Here is an 18,353-nt window from a genome sequence, read left to right on the forward strand (position 1 = left end):
AATGGGGTTTGAATGATGGAATGGGAACTGCTCCCGATCCCGCTGTTTGTCGTTATCAGTATCGTCTTGAACAGTGCCATCGCCGTCGCCGGCGTGTTGCCGAGCGCGTTTTTGACGGCGCTGAACGTAAAGGTTCTCGGTTTCGGTCTCGGCGTCACTGTCTCAATCGTCGGTGAGGCGGTCGGAGCGGTCATCAGTTTCGTACTGTACCGACGCGCGCTACAAACGTATACGTCACCGAACGGAAAGCGCTTCAAGCGTCTCCGCGAGGCGAGCGGGGTTGAGGCGTGGTTCCTCGTCCTCGGGATGCGACTCATGCCGTTCGTCCCGTCCGGACTCGTCACGTTATCGGCTGCGTTCAGTCGGATGACGCTAACGTCGTTCGCCGCGGCGAGCACGATTGGGAAAGTGCCGGCGCTCCTCATCGAGGCGCTCGCGGTCACGGCCGTGATGCGTGTTGCGACCGGTTGGCAATTCGTGCTGATCGCGCTACTCGTGCTCATCTATCTCCTCTGGCGTGTGTTTCAAAGCAACGGCGAGAAGATATGACAGAACGCCTCGATGAACCGTTTGCCGTTCGATTTTTTTCGGAGCGTCGACCAGTCGACGAGAATCGACTCGTCGAAGTCTTTCAAAAACGCGTCATGCAGTTGACCGATTGATGACGTCTCGAACTGGGCAATCGTCATCTCGTGATTCAAATACATGCTGCGGAAATCAAAGTTAGCCGTCCCAACGAGCGCAATTTTGCCGTCGATGAGGACGGTTTTTGCATGGATGAAATGACGATTGTATTTATAAATGCGGATGTTCCGTTTCAGCAGCTGCTCGAAATAATATTCGGTCGCATGGAAACTGAACCATTCGTCGCCTTGTCCTGGGACGACGATGCGAACGTCTATGCCGCTCTTCCCTGCTACTTCGAGCACGGCGAGCAGTTCGGGCGGTGGGATCAAGTAAGGGGTCGTGATCCAAATCGACTCTTTCGCTTCCATCAACAGACGCATCATCCCATCCCGGATCGTGACGTCCTTACCGGGAGACGTCACAAGTAGTTGTGTCGCCCCGTTCGCGTCTTGCGGTTCGTTAATGAAGTATTCCGGAAGATGTTTAGCGTCGGCGAACAGGTCCCACGTCTCGCTCTCTTCTTCGTGACCGGCGTAAAGCCAATTCTCGATGAACAGACGCTGAAGCTCCCGGACGAGCGGTCCTTCGACACGCAAATGCGTATCTCGCCAAAAACCGAGCTTCTTATGTCTGCCGAGATATTCATCGCCGACATTAAGCCCACCAGTGTAGGCGATCCGTCCGTCGAGCACGATGAGTTTTTGATGATTTCGGAAGTTGGCGTTAAAGACGAGCAGCGGATGCAGGACCGGATCGAACGCTTCGACGTGCACCCGCGACTTGCGGAGCGGCTCGAGGAAATCTTCGCTGATCTCTTGGCTGCCGAGACCGTCATAAAGAAAACGGACGGTGACGTTTTCATTGGCTCTTTTGATTAAGGCGTCGCGAATCTTCAGGGAGATCTCATCGGTCCGGAACAAATAATATTGGACGTGGATATGGTGCGTCGCTTGCTCGATGTCTTTGAGCACAGCGTCGTACTTTTCATCTCCGTTGACGAGCAGTTTCGTCGCCGTATGGCCGTCGGCACCGGTCGCGCCCATTTTTTCGAGCGCTCTCGTGAGAGGGAACCGGTCGGATACTTCATTCGTCGTCTCGACGCGGTCGGCTTCGATCGCTTGCCGGAACATGCGAATCTCGGACGATGTTCGTTTGATCCGGCGGTGGCGTTTCGGTGTCCGGCCGAACAGCACCCAGGCGAGAGCGCCGAGAAACGGGATGAACAAGACGGTGAGCAGCCAAGCGAGCTTCGCTTGCGGTTGAACTTGGTCAAATAAAATATTCCAACCGACGATGAGCGGGGCGAAAACCCCGATTAAAATTAAAAACGGAGTGAGCGTGTCAACCCAAAACAAAAAAACTAATAGTAAAACGAGACTGACTATCATCATGATCAGTTGAATGACTCGTCGCTTCAACAAAGGCACCTACTTTCTAAAACGTTTAAGACGAGGGGAGTCCCCTCGTCTTAATACAAGCTGTTTAATACGGCGTTGATCTCATTCGCGTAGCGTATGAAGAAGTACAGGTTGACAGCGAGTGAAAACAAAACGAGGAAGAGAGCGAATTGTGCTTTCGTTCGATTACGGTTCCAGTAGTAAAAGACGGACAATAAAACGGCGATACCAACGAATAGAGCGACAATTTCAACAATTCCCCAAAGGATGTCTTTCGATAAAAACATATCGACGATTGTCATGACGACAAAAACGAATACGACAATCCCCATGAGGACCACCAAAATGGCTAAGATGATACTAATCCAATCTGAACTGACTGCATCAACTAAATTTTCAATTGCGACGTTGTATTCGTTCATAAACGACCCTCCTTTCCAGGCACTGCATAACTACTCATCCAATACCCTTTTTTTTCATACTGAAATCAATTGTGTGCATGAGGATGGATGAACGCGGGAAGGGGGATTTTTGATACAATCGCCACGACTCCAAATACATAAACCCAGCTGTTCGGAGGAAAGAACAAGACGAGCAGGACGATGATCGCCAACGGTTGGCGCATAGTAGTCGCAAGCAGGGTACTCGTCGCTAAAACGACGGCAAAAGTTGGGTCGAGGTCGAATGATCCGCTGAAAAAGTAGCCGAGGGTGAAAGCAGAGAAAAGCAATGGATAAATATGTCCACCACGCCAGCCGGTGGCGAGACAAAAGGCGGTAAAAAATAGCTTTAAAAAGCTAAACAATAATAGTGTATACAGCGGAATACGCTCCCAATCATTAAAATACTCTAAAATGGTCTCTTCCCCAGAGAATAAGAGGTCTGGATAAATGAGTGCCATCGTACCGATTCCGATTCCACCTATGATTGTCAAAAACAAGATAGGTACTTGAGAGGTTAGCCTCATCAAAGCATGCTCTGCTAGTAAATAAAGCCAACCAAAAACCATGCCAATCAAGATGATGAATAAAATCGACCAGTCAAGCTGAATTGACTCGATGGCGGGGAACTTGACGACAAAAGGTGGACGTTCGTCCAATCGGTTGAGGAGATAAAACGTCCCGACGCCCGCAAGAGTTGCCAGTAAGTTCAGCATCGGTTGCTTTTTATGTTCAGTTTCTTCGGCTGCGAGCGCTCCAAACAATGGTGCGTTGAAAACAATCCCGAGAACGACCGCGTGCCCGACTTCTTGCAATTCATTCAGCTCGTGCCGGACATAACGGAGTCGTTCGGCAAACCAAGTCGTAAGCCCGCCGACGATTCCGATGAGAGCCGCCTCGGGCCCGAGACTAGCACCGCCAATCAAGACGAGAAGAGCGGTGAGCGTCGTGAATCCGATGTAGCGGTAGGTAATCCGTCCTGAGGTCTTCCTGTCTTCTAAAATTTCTGGCATAAGGCGCGGCATCGGCCCGTATCGCTGCTGTAATAGTCCAATCAAGACTCCGGCTACGAGCGGTACGAAAAAGATATAAAAAGGACTTTCGACTCGTTCGGGTACGGTATGCCAGACAAAGTGAATTCCTTTATAGACGACCGATAAAAAAATCCAGCTAATGAATCCAATCAAAATACCGAGTATGCCTGCATAGACACTTACGACGATGGTCTTCACTGATCTCCCACCTTTTTGCCCGTATCACTAAAAACTTCTGTTAGTTATCCTATCTCCCGAACGTTCTTCTCTAAAACCTAAAAAAAGATGCTACTCTGTTATAAGAGTGGCATCGATTTAAGCGAAGTAACATGATCTGGTGCAGCCGGTTTTCCGAAAAAGTAGCCTTGAGCGAGATCATAACCGAGTTCGCGACAGACGTCGACTTCTTCGGCGCGTTCGATCCCTTCGGCGAGGATGGTGATGCCCATCGAGCGCGTCAATTGACGGACGTTCTTCAAGAACGTGCGTTTCTCGGCATCTTGGTCACAGAACGAAATATACGACCGATCGATTTTGACGTAATCGGGCTCGAGCCGCTGTAACATGTCAAGCGTCGAGAAGCCGGCACCGACATCGTCGAGCGCGACTTTCATGCCGCGTTTCTTATACGTGGCGAACACGTGCTGCAAATGAGCGACGTCCTGGACTTGCTCCGTCTCGACGACTTCAAAGATGAAGCGGTCGGCACTGAGCCCGTAGCGGTCGATGACTTCGAACGTGTGTTGCAGGCAGTAGTCAGGATTGTAGATTGTCGACGGCAAGAAGTTGATGAACGTCTTCTCGTGAGGCGCAACGGCGTGATACGTCGCTTTGATTGCCTCGGACCGGGCGCGTTGGTCGAGCTTCGAATGAAGTCCGAACCGGTTGGCGGCGCGGAACAGCTCCCCAGGCGAGATATTGTTCGGGCTGCGAAGGAGCGCCTCGTAACCGAACCGTTCACCTGTGTCGAGATGGATGATCGGTTGCAGGTGACTTTCGAACTCCCCGTGTTGGATCAGCTCAATCGTGTCACGGTTGGCGATCTGTTCGAGCAAATCGATTGCTGGTAGAATCGGTGTTTGCTGTTTCGTGGCAGGGTTGACACAATATACATTGTCCTCGACCGAAGATAGCTTAGTCTTGAGTTCATCAAATGATTCGTATGGCTGAGGTTGGTCGTTGACGACCAACAAGCCACGTTCAAAAAGCGGGATTGTCGTGGAGCAGGCCACGCAAGGAGACCACATAGGATCCCTCCTTTCCTGTTATAAACTACATCTATATCCAGTTTATCGGCTAAACCTCATGGAAAAATCACACATCTGGACGAATAAATAAAAAAATCGTGCAAAATGCGGACAGTTTTTGTATACTTCCTATCGTATGAATAAGAAGCGCCTCAAAACGCCACTCGCATACGAACAACTTTTTGAACAGAAAGGGGTTCTATCGATGGACCAAAAATTAAAGTTATGGTTTACGGAGCACCAGACAGAAGATTACGGGATCACGTTCCGGGTTAACCACGTTTATGAGAGCGAACAAACGGAGTTTCAACGACTAGAGATGGTCGAAACGGACGAGTTCGGTACAATGTTGTTGCTTGACGGAATGGTCATGACGACGGATAAAGACGAATTCGTCTATCACGAGATGGTGGCGCACGTGCCACTGTTCACGCACCCTAACCCGAAACACGTTCTCGTGGTCGGCGGCGGCGACGGTGGTGTCATCCGTGAGATTATGAAACACCCAACAGTCGAGAAAGCGGTTCTTGTCGACATCGACGGGAAAGTCATTGAATATTCGAAGAAATACTTGCCAAATATTGCGGGTGAGCTCGACAACCCACGCGTCGAAGTCATCGTCGGCGACGGCTTCATGCACATCGCGAAATCGGAAAACGAGTACGACGTCATCATGGTCGATTCGACTGAACCGGTCGGACCGGCAGCGAACTTGTTCACGAAAGGGTTCTACGCAGGAATCTCGAAAGCGCTCAAAGACGATGGAATTTTCGTCGCGCAGTCGGATAACCCGTGGTTCACACCAGAACTCATCCAAACGGTACAGCGTGACGTGAAAGAGATCTTCCCGATCACGAAGCTGTACACAGCCAACGTGCCGACGTACCCGAGCGGCTTGTGGACGTTCACGATCGGCTCGAAGAAGTACGACCCGCTTCAAGTTCCGGCTGAGCGGTTCCACGATATCGAGACGAAATACTACACGCCAGCGCTGCACTCGGCGGCGTTCGTGCTTCCTAAATTCGTGGAGGACTTGACGAAATGATCAAACGATTCGATGAAGCCTACTCAGGAAAAGTGTTTATCGCGAGCCTACCGGAAGTGACGGATGCGAAGACGGTCCTTTACGGCATGCCGATGGACTGGACGGTCAGTTTCCGTCCGGGCTCACGTTTCGGTCCGAACCGCATCCGTGAAGTCTCGATCGGACTTGAAGAATACAGCCCGTACCTTGACGGGGACTTGAACGAAGCGGCCGTCTATGACGCAGGGGACATCCCGCTCCCGTTCGGCAACGCCCAAAAATCGCTCGACATGATCGAGTCGTTCGTCAAAGACGTCATCAAGGAAGGGAAGTTCCCGCTCGGTATGGGCGGTGAACACCTCGTCACGTGGCCGGTCATCAAGGCGATGTATGACGCGTACGGGGACGACTTCGTCATCTTGCACCTCGACGCGCACACCGACCTTCGTGACGATTACGAAGGCGAGCCGCTCTCGCACTCGACACCGCTCAAAAAAGCGGCCAACTTGATCGGACCGTCGAACTGCTACTCGTTCGGGATTCGTTCGGGGATGAAAGAAGAGTTCGACTGGGCAAAAGATGTCGGCTACAACTTGTACAAGTATGAAGTGCTCGAACCGCTCAAGCGCGTCCTACCGACGCTCGCCGGCAAAAAAGTGTACGTCACGATCGACATCGACGTCCTTGACCCGTCGGCCGCACCAGGAACCGGCACGCAAGAGATCGGCGGCATCACGACGAAAGAGTTGCTCGAGTCGGTCCATGCCATCGCCAACGCTGACCTCGATATCATCGGTGCCGACCTCGTCGAAGTGTCACCGGCGTATGATCAGTCAGACATGACGGCGATCGCCGCCGCGAAGATCCTTCGCGAGATGATGATCGGGTTCGTGAAGTAACGATGCCGAAAAAAGGTCAGCTCGAGATGGAACTGAGCGCCCGGATCACCCAATGGGAGAAAGAGTATCTCGGGCGCGGTTCATTAACGTGTAAGAGTGACCTGCTCCGCGATTTGGCCATCGTGACGCTGCAAGGCGTCTTGACCCCGGCCGAATATGAACTCGCCGCGAAGTCGAGTGGTCGCGAACAGTTAAAGAAATACCGCAACAACCTCGTCGAATCCGGCCGGGTCCAACTCGAGACGATCATTTATGACGTGCTCGGGAGACGGCTCGTGTCGCTCCATACGGACATCAGCACGAAGACAGGCGAACGCCTCATCGTCTTTCGGTTGGATGCACCGTGGGACGATGTGATTGACAAGGCGTGACGACATTTTTACACTAGAAGCAGAGACGCGTCAGGATTGGTGGAGAGAGCCTACGGGAACTTTCCACCGCCGTCCTGAAACGGAGCTGTCAAAAAAAAATCCGACAGTTGTCGGCTAGACGGAACGAACGTGTTCGAGCCGTCGGCATGCAGCGCACACCTTTCTTTGGTGTGCGCTTTTGTCGTCTAGGAGGAAATAATGGAACTATTGACGTTTTTATTGACGAGCGCCCCGGTGCTCCTGTTCGTGACGGGCGTGATTGCCGCCCTTGGAAAATCGAATTTAAAGATACCAGAATCGCTCAGTGTGACACTCAACATTTATCTGCTGCTCGCCATCGGGTTAAAAGGGGGGATGGGGCTCGCCGCTGTCTCGCTTGACGAGCTTGCGGCACCGCTCGCCGTGACGCTCGTCCTCGGGATGGTTTTACCGCTCGTCGCTTTTGGGCTCGGCCGTCTGTTCAAGTTCAGCTTTCACGAACGGATCGCCATGGCGGCGACGTTCGGTTCGGTCTCGCTCGTGACGTATGTCGCTGCGACCGCCCAGCTCGAGCGGCTCGGTATCAGCTACGAACCGTTCATGACGACGCTCGTTGTCGTCCTCGAGATTCCCGGTCTCGTCGTCGCGCTCTTACTGTACAACCAGACACGTGTGCTCGGTATCACGGCCGCCCCGAGCCAGTCGTTCACCGTCATCCGGGACAGTATGCTCTCAAAGAGCATCCTCTTGCTCATCGCCGGCCTCGTCGTCGGATTCGTCACGCCGGACACCTCGGCGCTGACACCATTCTTCGTCGACTTGTTCCCAGGCGTCTTACTCTTATTCTTACTGAGCCTTGGGGTCAAGGTCGGCCATCAGCTGAAAGACGTCCCGGCGTACGGCATGAAGTTTTTAATTGTCGGGACGTTATTCCCGCTCATCGGTGCCGTTGTCGGCTACTTTGCCGCCGGACTGGCCGGTTTGTCTGACGGGGGCACGATCTTGCTCATGACGCTCGCAGCGAGCGGTTCTTACATCGCGGCGCCGGCGATGCTCCAAGCGTCCGTCCCGGAAGCCGAGCCGTCGTTTTATTTGACGCTCGCCCTCGCCGTCACGTTCCCGTTCAATCTGCTCGTCGGTATCCCGCTCTTCATCACGATCGTCACCTGACAAAAGCGCCGTCTCTTAATGAGACGGCGCTTTTGTCAGGTGATGACTTGCTGTTGTTCCATACATTTCAAAGCGGCGGTCCAGCTTCCGAACAAGGCGTTGATCGTCGACGTGCTCGGCACGTTTCGTCCTTCGGCCCATTTACGGTAGTGAAGGATACTGAAATGACTTAATTCATCTTTAGCGACCCGGAGCGCCTCGATGACGTCCTCTTCGTCCCATTTCCGTTTCGGTGGGGCGATATCGAGGACGAACAAGGCGTAGCTCCAGGATCCGTACTTCCGGGCAATCGTTGCCACGGTCGGATATCCCTTCTCCTGCGCCCAGACAGCGTAGTGCTGTGAAGTGAGACGTGTCAGTTCGGCGGACGCCTCGATGAGTGCTTGAATAATGCGCTCCTCGTTATTGCGGGCCGTCGTCGTCTGCAACTTCGCTTCGCGAAGTGCGTTTGACCACGAGCCGAACCGACTGCTAATCAGCGTGAGCGACGGGGCTTGTGCGACTTTGGCCCACTCCCGATACGTTTGGCTCGTAAAGATGTCGAGTTCTTCAGCGGCCTCGTTTAACGCGGTTAAAATATCTTCGTCCGAATAATAGCGGTACATCATTTTGATTTCAGCGGCCTGAACGGCTTCGCGCCAAGAACCGAATTTGTAAATCACGGTCGAGAGGGAAGGAACGTCTTTGCTGCGGGCCCAGAGTGTGTATTGTTTCGTATCGAATTCTTTGAGTTCATTCGCTGCTTGTTGTAGGCATGAGATGATTTGCTGCTCTGTCCATCTTTTCATCGTGATGTCTCTCCTTTTTAGAAGCACTTGATTGCTTCAAAGGTCATGGTGTGGTTGAACGATGATGGTCCTCAAGGAAAGCCCAAACGGTCGAGGGCGCGACTGCGGTTGACAATGAACATAAAAGACTCGTGACTGACGGTGTAAGCAAGTCGTGAAGAAATCATGTGACGAGCATGTAGGTTTACTTATTTCTAAATTCCCCTCCTTATTGACAATTTACACCTAATTCACGACTCATATACTTTCAATATTACCCATTTAGTGCGGAAATATTCACAAACAAAAAGAAATGGCCATCATACATTTGTAAAACTGTTTGATGGCTAAATTTCGTTGCTATGAAAAAGCTATGGTTTTCTTTCAGATTGTGAATCTCGAACGGGTACTAATCTAGCATCAGCGAATAACCCGTTTACATTCGGCAATCTTTTAAGGTGGTGACAGGATGACTATTCGATTCAATCATTATCCGATGGACCGAAAAAACACGATGCTTATGATGCTCGACGTGACGATCGCGGCTGCGGCCATCTTTCTCACGTTCAAACTGTTGTTCGCTCATGACACGACCGTCTCCGGCGACACGACGAAGTTGATGATGATTTTAGCGCTGAAGAGTACGGCTCTGCTCGTCCTCGGGTGGATGACACGCGTTTATCGGATTGACTGGCGTTATGGTTCGATGCGTGAGTTGCAATTGCTCGCCCTCGTGTTGCTCACGAGTGATTTACTTGTCCTCGGTGCTGCCCTCGTCGTGTTAGAGAATGTATCGTATCAAGCGCTGTTCGTCCAGAGTCTGCTCGCGTTCAACGGGATGCTGTTCATCCGGATCGTGGCGAGAATGCGGTCTTTCTTCCGTTTCCGGAACGCTCCGCCGAGCGGGAAAGCGACGCTCATCATCGGCGGTGGGGACTCAGGGCAGAAGATCACGAAAGAGTTGAAAGAACATCGGACGAACGTGTTAAACGTCGTCGGTATTTTAGACGACAATCCGTTCCTGCAACGGCTCTATATCCACGGGACACCGGTCATCGGCCCGATTGATGCGCTCGAGCGGAAAATTGAAGAGTTCGGGATCGAAGTCGTTGTTCTCGCAATCCCGTCCTTGCCTTACAACAAGCGACTGCAACTGCTCAAGCGAATCGAGAAGACAGGCGTCGAATCACACGCGTTGCCGATGCTATCGGAGCTTGCGTCCGGAAAAGTATCGATGAATGAGATCAGGGAAGTGGCGATCGAGGACTTGCTCGGACGAGAGCCGGTCCAACTCGACGTATCCGAGATCTCACATAAGCTAAAAGGCACGACCATTTTGATTTCAGGTGCTGGTGGATCGATTGGATCTGAGCTATGCCGGCAGTTGATCAAATTTGAACCTGGGCGCCTCGTCTTGTTCGGACATGGCGAGAACAGCATTTATTCGATTGACCGTGAACTCAAAGACTTACAAACGGAAACGGAGATTTGTCCGATCATTGGGGACGTCCAAGACCGGGCGCGGTTAATGGAAGTGTTCGAACAGTTCGAGCCTGAGATCGTCTATCACGCAGCGGCCCATAAACACGTCCCGCTCATGGAAGGGAACCCGAAAGAGGCTGTGAAGAACAACATCTATGGCACGAAAAACATGGTCGAAACCGCTGATTTGTTTAACGTCGAACGTTTCGTCATGATCTCGACAGACAAGGCGGTCAATCCGACGAACGTAATGGGCGCGACGAAACGGGTCGCCGAGATGGTCGTGCAGCAACAAGCGCGTCATAGTGCGACGACGTTCTCGGTCGTCCGGTTCGGGAACGTCCTCGGCAGTCGCGGCTCGGTCGTCCCGTTGTTCAAAGAACAGATTGAACGAGGTGGGCCGATTACGGTGACACATCCCGAGATGACGCGTTACTTTATGACCATCCCCGAGGCGAGTCGGCTCGTCGTTCAAGCAAGTGTTCGCGCGAATGGCGGTGAGGTGTTCGTCCTTGATATGGGACAGCCGGTCAAAATCGTCGACTTGGCCCGACGGATGATCACGCTCAGCGGCTTCACGCTTGAGCAAATTCCGATTGAATACAGCGGGATCCGGCCAGGCGAGAAGTTGTATGAGGAGCTGCTTGCCACGAGCGAACGCAGCGAAAATCAAGTGTACGATAAAATTTTTGTCGGCTGTACGCGACCGTTCAAATCGGTCGAACCAATTTTACGTACGATTGAACATCTGCTTGACCAACAAAGCGCATTGACGTCCTTCCTCTTGTTCGTCGCCAACAGCGAAATCCCGGAAGAAGTGATGGCAGATATGTTCGCGCCTCAGATCGAGCCCGTTCGGATTCGTTCGAGCGACCCCACTCAAAGGAGGAAGACATTATGAAAAAGACTGTGCTCGTCACAGGTGTCGCCGGGTTCATCGGCTTTCATTTGGCGCGCCGGCTGTTGCGAGAAGGGCACCACGTCGTCGGCATTGATGAAGTGAATGATTACTACGATCCTCATTTGAAAGAGGCGCGTCTTTACGTCTTGACGCACCCGAACTTCAAACTGTATCGGGACTCGCTCGAGAACAAAATGGCTGTCACACGGGTGTTCGAGAAACGAAGTCCTGACATCGTCGTCAACTTGGCTGCGCAAGCAGGCGTCCGCTACAGTCTTGAAAATCCGGACGCTTATATCCAATCGAATATCGTTGGATTTTTAAACATCCTTGAGGCGTGCCGAAACTTCCCGGTCGAGCAATTGGTTTATGCATCATCAAGCTCCGTGTACGGATCAAACCAAAAAATGCCGTTCTCTGAACAGCATCCGGTCGATCATCCGCTCTCGTTATATGCAGCTTCGAAGAAAGCGAATGAACTGATGGCCCACACGTATAGCCATCTGTTCGGTCTAAAGACGACCGGACTCCGCTTTTTCAGCGTTTATGGACCGTGGGGAAGACCGGATATGGCGCTGTACAAATTCACAGAAGCCATCATGAAAGGCGAAGCGATTGACGTCTATAACTATGGGCAAATGGCCCGTGACTTCACGTACGTCGACGACGTGATCGAGTCGATTGTCCGCTTGATGGACGTTCAACCGTTCGCTGACGAAGAGTTTGACTATCATGACCCGCTCCCGGACCGAAGCGACGTCCCGTTCCGTGTTTACAACGTCGGCAATCATAGCCCGGTCCAGCTGATGGATTTTATTCGGATCATCGAGAAAAAACTAGGGAAGCGAGCAATCGTGAACGAACTCCCGCTGCAGCCGGGTGACGTGCCGGAAAGTTTTGCCGATTCATCAGAATTGTATGAAGCGATTGATTTTCAACCACAGACCCCGATTGAACAGGGGGTGCATGAATTTATCGATTGGTATATCGCGTATCACCATGCATTGAAGGAGGGAATCGAGTGATGATGTCACTTCAAGACAAAATCTACGCCAACTCTCCGTTGCCGGTCCAAAACTGGCTCATCTCGCTATACGGGTTGAAGTTATACCATGAGCGTTACGGTCCTTATTACGATAAAGAGTTGACCAAGCTCCGAAGTCGACGGTTCGTCGATCCGCAAACGGCCCAACTGAACCGGCTCAATCGGTTCCTTAAGTTCTGTCGGACGCATAATAGCTACTACCGAGACTTGTTTGACCGCCATCACGTAGAGCTGCCGCTTCTGCAACTGAGCGATTTGAAACAAATTCCAGTGCTTGAGAAAGAGACACTTCGTACCGAACCGGCTATTTTCTCGGACGTTAAAGCACCAATTATTGGTTCTACGGGTGGAACGACCGGGACGGCACTTCAAGTCCGGTTCACGGTCGAAGATTATCAAGCTCGAATGGCCCACTTGGATTACTTTAAAGAGCAGCACGGCTTTGCAAAAGGGATGAAACGAGCGAGTTTCACCGATCGGATGATTTGTCCGCGCGGCCAGGAAGAGCCGGTCTACTGGCGCTATAACGCTCCGATGAAACAGATGCTCTACTCGGTCGTTCACTTTCATCCGAAAACGATCCCGGCCTACGTCGAATCATTGAACGACTTTCAACCTGACGCCCTCGACGGTTCGCCGTCCGCGATGATCGAAGTCGCCAAGTATTTAAAAGACACGGATATGCGCTTAACGTTCAAGCCAATCGCCATCTTTCCGACGTCGGAAACGTTGTCACCATGGGGACGCGCGTTGCTCGAGGAAGTTTTCGACGCCCCGGTATACGACCAATACGCTTCTTCAGAAGGCGCACCGCTCGTCACCGAATGTCGGCATGGACGGATGCACCTCCATCCGGAGAGCGGCATCATTGAGGTCGGGGAGGACGGAGAAGCGCTCGTCACGAGCTTCACGACCCACGGCACGCCGCTCGTCCGTTATCGAATCGGAGACCGGATGACGCTCAGCGATGAGACGTGTCCGTGCGGCCACCCCGGTACGGTCATCTCGTCGATCGATGGCCGTCAAATGAATTACGTCGAGACACCGGAAGGTTATAAAGTATTCGAGGGCGACTTGACGGCGACCGTCGCCGTGCTGCCGAACTCGGTACTTCAAGTCCAAGTGCTCCAACATGAGATCGACCAGATTGAAATGTTGTATGTCAAAGATGAGGACCGGTTCGAAAACGAACATGAGACGATATTAAAGCAAGAAGTGGAACGACTGTTCACACCGAATATGCGAATCCGTCTTAAAAATGTGCCGGCCATCAAAAAAGAACCAAACGGAAAAATTCGGGTCGTGAAGCGACTTCACGTCTGACCCATACAAAAGGGGAGTTCGATCATGGCAATCTTCGCGTTGCGGGACGTATATTTTAAGGCGCCGATCCGCCTTCAAAACTGGATGACGTCACTTTATGGCTTGAAATTGTCACAAGAGCGTTACGGGAAAGCGTACGAGCAGGAGCTTGCCGCACTACGCAACCGTCCGACGGATGACGCGGCCGTTCGAGCAGACCAGCTTCGACGACTCAATGACTTTTTAGCATTTTGCGAAGCGAACAATGACTATTACCGTCAGTTATTCGACGAGGCCGGCGTATCGCTCCCGCTCCACTCGATTGAAGCTCTGAAACAGATTCCGATACTCGAGAAGGAAACGGTCCGCTCGACCCCGGCCATCTACTCGCACGTGAAAACAGACATTACCGGCAAGACAGGCGGGACGACCGGTGCGTCGCTCCAAGTGAAATTCACAGCGGAAGATTATCAGATCCGGATGGCCCATTTGGATTATTTTAAAGAACAACACGGCTTTAAAAAAGGGATGAAACGAGCCAGTTTCACGGGACGCGTCATTTGTGAACCGGATCAAGCGACACCCGTGTTTTGGCGGTATAATCGTCCGATGAATCAACTACTGCTGTCGTTGTTCCATCTGACCGAGACGAATATCCCACACTATATCGCAGAACTGAATCGGTTCAAACCAAGCGTTCTCGATAGCGCCCCGTCCGCCATGATTGACTTGGCCTCATACATTAAAGCGCACAACATCAAACTCGACTTCCAACTGATCGCCTTGTTCCCGACGTCAGAGACGATCACGGCGTTTGGACGGTCGTTGCTTGAAGAAGCGTTCAATGCGCCCGTGTTCGACCAATACGCCTCGTCCGAAGGTGCACCGATTTTGAGCGAGTGCAGTCATGGACGGATGCACCTTCATCACGAGACGGGAGTCATCGAGCCTTACGGGGAGGACGGAGAAATTCTCGTCACGGGCTTTACGACCCACGGCACACCGCTCGTCCGCTACCGGATTGGGGACCGGATGAAGTTTGGGGAAGGGACTTGCCCGTGCGGTCAAGGCGGGACGTATGTCGAGTCGATCGAGGGACGGCAATCGAATTTCATCGTCACGCCAAAAGGACTCAAAGTCTATGAAGGGGATTTAACGACGATCGTCAGCGAGCTCCCGAACTCGGTCATTCAAGTCCAGTTTCGGCAACTCGATTTGCATCACATCGAGATGCGCTACATCAAAGACCCAAATCGCTTCACCTCATCTCATGAACAAGTGCTTCGACGGGGGTTGAAAGAGCTCGTCGGAGACAGCGTCGAGATTACGTTGACGCCGGTCAAACAAATTCCTCGAGGCCCGAACGGAAAAGTCATCGTCGTCGAAAAGGTGATGAATCAAATTTCACAATAACTGGAGGCAGATGGACATGGACAAACTCATCTCAGAATCACGGACAGCACGAAGAACCATTGCCAATCGCCATATCGCCGTCGTCGGACTCGGGTACGTCGGTCTCCCGGTCGCGGTCGCGCTCGGAGAAGTCGGAGACGTCATCGGGTTTGATATTAATGAGGCCCGCATCAACGAACTGAACGGTCATCTCGACAGCACGCGAGAAGTCGAGCGGGAATCGCTTGAAATCGCCTCAGTCGCATATACGACCGACGCGTCACAGCTTGAAGAGACCGATTTTATCATCATTGCCGTACCGACGCCGATCAACGAACAAAATCAGCCGGACCTCGGTCCGATCTGTAGCGCGACGCGAACCGTCGGCAAGCACCTACGGCCCGGGACGATTGTCGTCTACGAGTCGACCGTTTATCCTGGACTGACGGAAGAAGAGTGCATCCCGCTGCTCGAACGAGAGTCAGGTCTACGGGCCGGAATCGACTTTAAAGTCGGCTATTCGCCAGAGCGTATCAATCCAGGGGACCGGGTCAACACGTTCCGGACGATCAAGAAAGTCGTCGCCGCCGAGGATGAGGAGACGCTTGATATCGTCGCAGCCGTATATGAGACGGTCGTCGATGCCGGTGTGCATCGCGCTTCGTCCATCAAAGTCGCCGAAGCCGCGAAAGTGATCGAGAACACGCAACGGGACTTGAACATCGCATTGATGAACGAGCTCGCGATCATCTTCGAGCGGATGAACATCGATACGCTTGAAGTGTTAGAAGCGGCCGGTACGAAATGGAACTTCCTGAACTTCCGGCCTGGACTCGTCGGTGGCCACTGCATCGGGGTCGACCCGTTCTATTTGACGATGAAGTCTGAGATGCTCGGCTATCACCCTGAGGTCATTTTAGCCGGACGGCGCATCAACGAGACGATGGGCAGTTTCATCGCCACGTCGCTCATTAAAACGATGATCCGTCAAAACATGCCGGTACTGGGCTCACGGGTCACCGTGCTCGGCATGTCGTTCAAAGAGAACGTCAGTGATATCCGTAATTCAAAAGTCGCGACACTCGTGCGGGAAATCGAGGAGTTCGGCCTTGAGGTGCAAGTGTACGACCCGCTCGTCCACCATGAGGAAGTCGAACAAGAATACGGGATCCAAGTAAAACCGTACCATGAGCTCAAGCCGGCGGAAGTCGTCATCTACGCCGTCTCACACGATGAATTCGTGAGTGCCGGTTGGAAAATCGCCGAACGTCAGTTGAAGATGGGACGAGGGATCGTCATGGATTTAAAAGGTATCTTAAACCGAGCGACGAAGCCAGAGGAGGTCCACTTATGGCGCCTTTAAAGATCCTTCAATTCTGCGCGGTCGACGTGACCGCTGACGTCCTGTTGCGTCCGCTCATCGAGTCGCTGAAAGCCGAAGGGCACCAAGTCGATGTCGCCTGTGCCTACGGTGACCGGACGGACCGGTTGCGGGCGGAAGGGTGGGTCATCCATACGCTGCCGGTTGATCGCAAATTCCATCCGAAGCGGAACGTGCAGACGATTCAAGGGCTCGTCGCCTTGCTCAGACGGGAGAAGTATGACGCGATCCATGTCCATACGCCGGTTGCGGCCGCGCTCGGACGGGTTGCGGCCCGAATCGCCCGCACCCCACACATTCTGTACACGGCCCATGGCTTTTACTTCCATGAACGGATGAGCCGGGTCGCCTATGAACTCGTGTTTTGGCTCGAAAAATCGCTTGCCGCACTCGCGACCGACTGGCTGCTGCTCCAAAGTGAGGAAGATTATTCGCTCGCCAAGACCCGACAATTTAAAAGCGATGACCGTTTGCTTCATCTCGGGAACGGGATTGATTTGACTCGATTCCAACCGCTTGAAAAAACAGTTGACCCGAAGCAGTTAAAGTTTCTGTTCGTCGGTCGCCTCGTCAAAGAAAAGGGGATCCTCGATCTACTCGAGGCGTTTCAGGAAGTGTCTGCGCGTCATCCGGGAGCGACACTCACGATTGCCGGAGAGTTGCTGTCGAATGAGCGGGATCAAGAGACCGCCAAACTCGTTGAAGCTCACTTAGTAGACAATCCGAACGTTCATTACGTCGGATACGTCATAGACACCCCGTCTTTGTTCAACCGTCATGACGTCTTTCTGTTACCGTCTTATCGGGAAGGGCTCCCCCGTTCCATTTTAGAGGCGATGGCGTCAGGTCTTCCGGTCATCGCGACCAACATCCGCGGTTGTCGAGAAGAAGTCATTGACGGAGAGACGGGATACCTCGTCCCGGTGGCCCGTCCGCAAGCGCTCGCGGAGGCGATGGAGTCGTTCATCGAGCATTCGGATCGGATCGAGTCATACGGTCGCCGAGGTCGCGAAGTCGTCGAGGAACGGTTCGATGAATCGAAAATTTTGACACGGCAAATCAATTTATTTGCGCAAATTAGCGCTCGTGAAGTGGGATGAGTCGTCGCATATAAAAGGGGGAGGCGGCATGGAAGAGAAACAAGTGATTCACCAGTTGAGGACGGCCGCCGATGACGGTCGTCTCACGATCCATATGTACCAGCAATGGCAACAAGCGAACGGCGGACCGACCGTACTCGAACTGTTAGAGGTGTATGGTTCGTGGGCGAACGTGCTGCGGCTCGTCGGGTTTGAAAACCAGATGCCGCGTTTCACGAAGTCGGAAATGTTGCGAACGCTTCGCCGGGCAGCGAAGGATCTTGGCTCGATCAATAGTGCCGATTACCGAAAATGGGCGCATGACCATGATGCTCCGACGCTCACGGAAGTTGTCATCCAGTTTGGGTCTTGGAAGGTCGCATTGATTGAGGCCGATCTACTCGGGATGATGGCAAAAGACCAAAAGATTGAAATTATTCAAGCGTTGCTCGATGCGAGCGATGAAATCGAACCATTTAATTCAACGACGTATGCGAAATGGGCGAAAGCGAACCAACGTCCGAGTATCACAAAAGTCGTTCGGCGCTTCGGGTCTTGGACGCAAGCACTTGAAGAAATCGGATTGTCGACGCGTAAAGCGTTCACGGAACAAGATATTCTATCGGCGTTGAAAGAAGCGAGTGAGGATTTGGCCGTCCTCTCGCCATGGGGTTATGAAATATGGCAAAAAAAGACGGGAAAGGACCGGCGCTTAAAGATATCCAACAGATGTTCGGTTCTTTTGACATAGCGCTTTCGGCGATGGGGCTAGAATTTACAGACCAGACAGACGATGACGCTTCAAAGAGAGGGAAG

17 protein-coding genes are annotated in these 18,353 nt (G+C 52.5%); 12 read left to right on the plus strand and 5 right to left on the minus strand.

Annotation, left to right across the window (positions count from 1 at the left end; translation table 11 throughout):
- Positions 1–15 precede the first annotated feature (15 nt).
- Positions 16–549 carry a TVP38/TMEM64 family protein gene (locus EVJ22_RS09155; RefSeq protein ID WP_071398413.1) on the plus strand — a complete coding sequence of 178 codons (534 nt, stop codon included), beginning with the start codon at positions 16–18 and terminating at the stop codon, positions 547–549.
- Here the strand turns inward: EVJ22_RS09155 and cls are convergent.
- The 4 genes from cls to EVJ22_RS09175 form a co-directional block, all read right to left on the minus strand.
- On the minus strand, positions 525–1,982 hold the full coding sequence (cls, locus tag EVJ22_RS09160) for a cardiolipin synthase (RefSeq protein WP_233589664.1): 1,458 nt from the start codon (positions 1,980–1,982) through the stop codon (positions 525–527). The two genes, EVJ22_RS09155 and cls, sit on opposite strands and share 25 nt — an antisense overlap.
- Positions 1,983–2,095: 113 nt before the next feature.
- Entirely contained in the window at positions 2,096–2,446 is a 351-nt protein-coding gene (locus EVJ22_RS09165; RefSeq protein ID WP_071398412.1) for a hypothetical protein, read from the minus strand.
- A gap of 65 nt (positions 2,447–2,511) precedes the next feature.
- Positions 2,512–3,696 (minus strand): chloride channel protein, encoded by a 1,185-nt coding sequence (locus EVJ22_RS09170; protein WP_131443788.1) that lies wholly within the window; start codon positions 3,694–3,696, stop codon positions 2,512–2,514.
- Positions 3,697–3,794: 98 nt separating this feature from the next.
- Positions 3,795–4,745 carry an EAL domain-containing protein gene (locus EVJ22_RS09175; RefSeq protein ID WP_071398410.1) on the minus strand — a complete coding sequence of 317 codons (951 nt, stop codon included), beginning with the start codon at positions 4,743–4,745 and terminating at the stop codon, positions 3,795–3,797.
- Between the two features lie 205 nt (positions 4,746–4,950).
- Here EVJ22_RS09175 and speE point away from each other — a divergent pair, with 205 nt between their 5' ends.
- The 4 genes from speE to EVJ22_RS09195 all read left to right on the plus strand — a co-directional run bounded on the left by speE (position 4,951) and on the right by EVJ22_RS09195 (position 8,188).
- Positions 4,951–5,790 (plus strand): spermidine synthase, encoded by an 840-nt coding sequence (gene speE, locus EVJ22_RS09180; protein WP_070328241.1) that lies wholly within the window; start codon positions 4,951–4,953, stop codon positions 5,788–5,790.
- Entirely contained in the window at positions 5,787–6,668 is an 882-nt protein-coding gene (gene speB, locus EVJ22_RS09185; RefSeq protein ID WP_071398409.1) for an agmatinase, read from the plus strand. Before speE ends, speB begins: the two co-directional genes overlap by 4 nt.
- A 2-nt stretch (positions 6,669–6,670) precedes the next feature.
- Positions 6,671–7,039: a Na-translocating system protein MpsC family protein gene (locus EVJ22_RS09190; RefSeq protein ID WP_071398408.1), complete on the plus strand. Its 369-nt coding sequence runs from the start codon at positions 6,671–6,673 to the stop codon at positions 7,037–7,039.
- Positions 7,040–7,237: 198 nt separating this feature from the next.
- Positions 7,238–8,188, plus strand: coding sequence for a sodium-dependent bicarbonate transport family permease (locus EVJ22_RS09195; RefSeq protein WP_084812985.1), 951 nt, complete (start codon positions 7,238–7,240; stop codon positions 8,186–8,188).
- A 35-nt stretch (positions 8,189–8,223) separates the two neighbouring features.
- Here EVJ22_RS09195 and EVJ22_RS09200 read toward each other — a convergent pair whose 3' ends face one another.
- Positions 8,224–8,976 carry a homing endonuclease associated repeat-containing protein gene (locus EVJ22_RS09200; protein ID WP_071398405.1) on the minus strand — a complete coding sequence of 251 codons (753 nt, stop codon included), beginning with the start codon at positions 8,974–8,976 and terminating at the stop codon, positions 8,224–8,226.
- 448 nt (positions 8,977–9,424) lie between these two features.
- On the opposite strand from EVJ22_RS09200, the gene EVJ22_RS09205 reads away from it, so the two are divergent.
- The 7 genes from EVJ22_RS09205 to EVJ22_RS09235 are packed head-to-tail and all read left to right on the plus strand — an operon-like array spanning position 9,425 to position 18,288.
- Positions 9,425–11,338, plus strand: coding sequence for a polysaccharide biosynthesis protein (locus EVJ22_RS09205; RefSeq protein WP_071398404.1), 1,914 nt, complete (start codon positions 9,425–9,427; stop codon positions 11,336–11,338).
- Entirely contained in the window at positions 11,335–12,363 is a 1,029-nt protein-coding gene (locus EVJ22_RS09210) for an NAD-dependent epimerase (RefSeq protein ID WP_071398403.1), read from the plus strand. The genes EVJ22_RS09205 and EVJ22_RS09210 overlap by 4 nt, the downstream gene beginning before the upstream one ends.
- Positions 12,363–13,706 (plus strand): phenylacetate--CoA ligase family protein, encoded by a 1,344-nt coding sequence (locus EVJ22_RS09215; RefSeq protein WP_084812984.1) that lies wholly within the window; start codon positions 12,363–12,365, stop codon positions 13,704–13,706. The genes EVJ22_RS09210 and EVJ22_RS09215 overlap by 1 nt, the downstream gene beginning before the upstream one ends.
- A 24-nt stretch (positions 13,707–13,730) precedes the next feature.
- Positions 13,731–15,098, plus strand: coding sequence for a phenylacetate--CoA ligase family protein (locus EVJ22_RS09220; protein WP_131443789.1), 1,368 nt, complete (start codon positions 13,731–13,733; stop codon positions 15,096–15,098).
- A 10-nt stretch (positions 15,099–15,108) separates the two neighbouring features.
- Positions 15,109–16,440, plus strand: a complete 1,332-nt coding sequence (locus EVJ22_RS09225) for a nucleotide sugar dehydrogenase (RefSeq protein ID WP_131443790.1) — start codon at positions 15,109–15,111, stop codon at positions 16,438–16,440.
- Complete coding sequence (locus EVJ22_RS09230) at positions 16,428–17,558, plus strand: glycosyltransferase family 4 protein (protein ID WP_131443791.1); 1,131 nt, start codon at positions 16,428–16,430, stop codon at positions 17,556–17,558. Before EVJ22_RS09225 ends, EVJ22_RS09230 begins: the two co-directional genes overlap by 13 nt.
- Positions 17,559–17,586: 28 nt before the next feature.
- Positions 17,587–18,288 carry a hypothetical protein gene (locus EVJ22_RS09235; RefSeq protein ID WP_071398400.1) on the plus strand — a complete coding sequence of 234 codons (702 nt, stop codon included), beginning with the start codon at positions 17,587–17,589 and terminating at the stop codon, positions 18,286–18,288.
- Positions 18,289–18,353 lie beyond the last annotated feature (65 nt).

The organism is Exiguobacterium sp. SH0S7, from assembly GCF_004337195.1.
GTDB lineage: Bacteria > Bacillota > Bacilli > Exiguobacteriales > Exiguobacteriaceae > Exiguobacterium > Exiguobacterium aurantiacum_A.